The sequence below is a fragment of the Kineococcus vitellinus genome, from assembly GCF_009906315.1.
Classification (GTDB): Bacteria; Actinomycetota; Actinomycetes; order Actinomycetales; family Kineococcaceae; genus Kineococcus; species Kineococcus vitellinus.
The window spans coordinates 1-1,399 of sequence record NZ_JAAALL010000542.1 but is presented as its reverse complement, the minus strand read 5'-3'; the positions used below and the strand labels follow the sequence as shown (position 1 = coordinate 1,399).

Below are 1,399 nucleotides of genomic sequence, written 5' to 3'. Positions count from 1 at the left end.
GTGGCCACGTGCACGAGCTCGTGGGTCAGCGTCACCGACCGGCCCAGCCGGGTGAGCCGGCCGGCGCGGTCGGCGGCGAGGACGACGCGCACCCCGGCGGGTGCGCCGTCGGCGAGCTGCGCGTCCTGCCCGACCGCGAGCGCGTCGAACGCACCGGCCGCGCCCGCCCCCGGGCCGGCCAGCAGCGCGGCCTGGGCGGAGGTGGCGACCACGACCACCGCGGTGCCGCGGGGCCAGTCGCCGCCCCAGGTGGCGTCGACGCGGGCGGTGGCGGCGGCGAGGTCCTCGGCCGCGTCCCGGGCGAGCGCCGCCGCGTCGGCGCTCGCACCCGCGCTCCCGTCCGCGCCCCCGCTGCTGCGGGGGCCCGGTGCGGGCGGCAGGGGGCCGGGCGGGTGCAGGACCACCCCGCCCTCGACGACGGCGGCCCGGACCTCGCCGAGGTCCCACGGCTGCGGGGTGCCGCCGTCCAGGAGCAGCAGCGACCAGCCGCCGCCCTCGCGCACCCACCCGGCGCGCACGTGCGAGCGGACGGCCCGGCCCTCGCCGGCCAGCCGGCTGCGCACGGCCACCTCGACGGCGTCGGCGCCCACGCGCACCTCCTCGGCCGCCCACTCCACCAGCCCGGCGCCGACGGCGCGGGCGTCGACCCGCCGCACGCGCTCGCGGTCGGCCGGGGCGTAGACGGCGGCGGCGCTCACCGGGTCGCCGGCGAGCAGCGCCGCGGCCCGGCGGGCCAGCAGGTCCCCGACGTCGGCGGCCGAGGGCCGCGCCGCGCGCGAGGAGCGCGCGGGTGCCGTGCAGCCGGCGAGGCCCAGCAGGCCCGCGGCCACGAGCGCGCGCCGACCGGGGGCCGCCGCGGGGTCTCGCACCCGGTCATCGTGCCAGCCGCCGCGCGGCGCGCCGCAAGATACCGCCGGGTCACCCGGGGAGGTCGCCGCGGCTCACCCCGCGGCCCGGCGGGCGGGCCGGCGGACCGGGCGCCCCTCCCGCGCCGCGGCCGCCGGCCCCGGCGCCAGCCGCAGCGGCGGCACGAGGCCGGAGGCGGCGAGCACCTCGACGGCGTCGCGCTCCTCGGCGTCCAGGACGGCGTCGCCGGGTGGGCCCAGCAGCACCGAGACCACGCACTCGGAGCACGCGTGCGGGCGGACCGTGCAGTCGTCGCAGTCGATGAGCACCAGCACCTCCAGCGGTTCGCGGACCCGCTGCGCGGCGCCCGGCCCGGTCCCCCGACCGGTGCCCGCACTGTGCCAGCGCCCTCCGACACGAGCCCCGCACCGCTGGTCCGGGCAGCGGAGCGGCCCCGCGGGGGCGTGTCGCGGCCCCGTCGTGTCCGCGCGGGTGCCTACGGTGCCTCGCATGCTCGTCGGCACGACCCGCACCCCGCCCGCCGGCGCCCGCC

2 protein-coding genes are annotated in these 1,399 nt (G+C 82.9%); both read right to left on the bottom strand.

Annotation, left to right across the window (positions count from 1 at the left end; all coding sequences use genetic code 11):
* The coding region (locus GTQ99_RS23255; protein ID WP_166618018.1) for a hypothetical protein at nt 1-869 on the bottom strand (869 nt) is incomplete at its 3' end.
* Between the two features lie 72 nt (nt 870-941).
* Nucleotides 942-1,175 carry a hypothetical protein gene (locus tag GTQ99_RS23250; protein ID WP_166618017.1) on the bottom strand — a complete coding sequence of 78 codons (234 nt, stop codon included), beginning with the start codon at nt 1,173-1,175 and terminating at the stop codon, nt 942-944.
* Between the last annotated feature and the right edge of the window lie 224 nt (nt 1,176-1,399).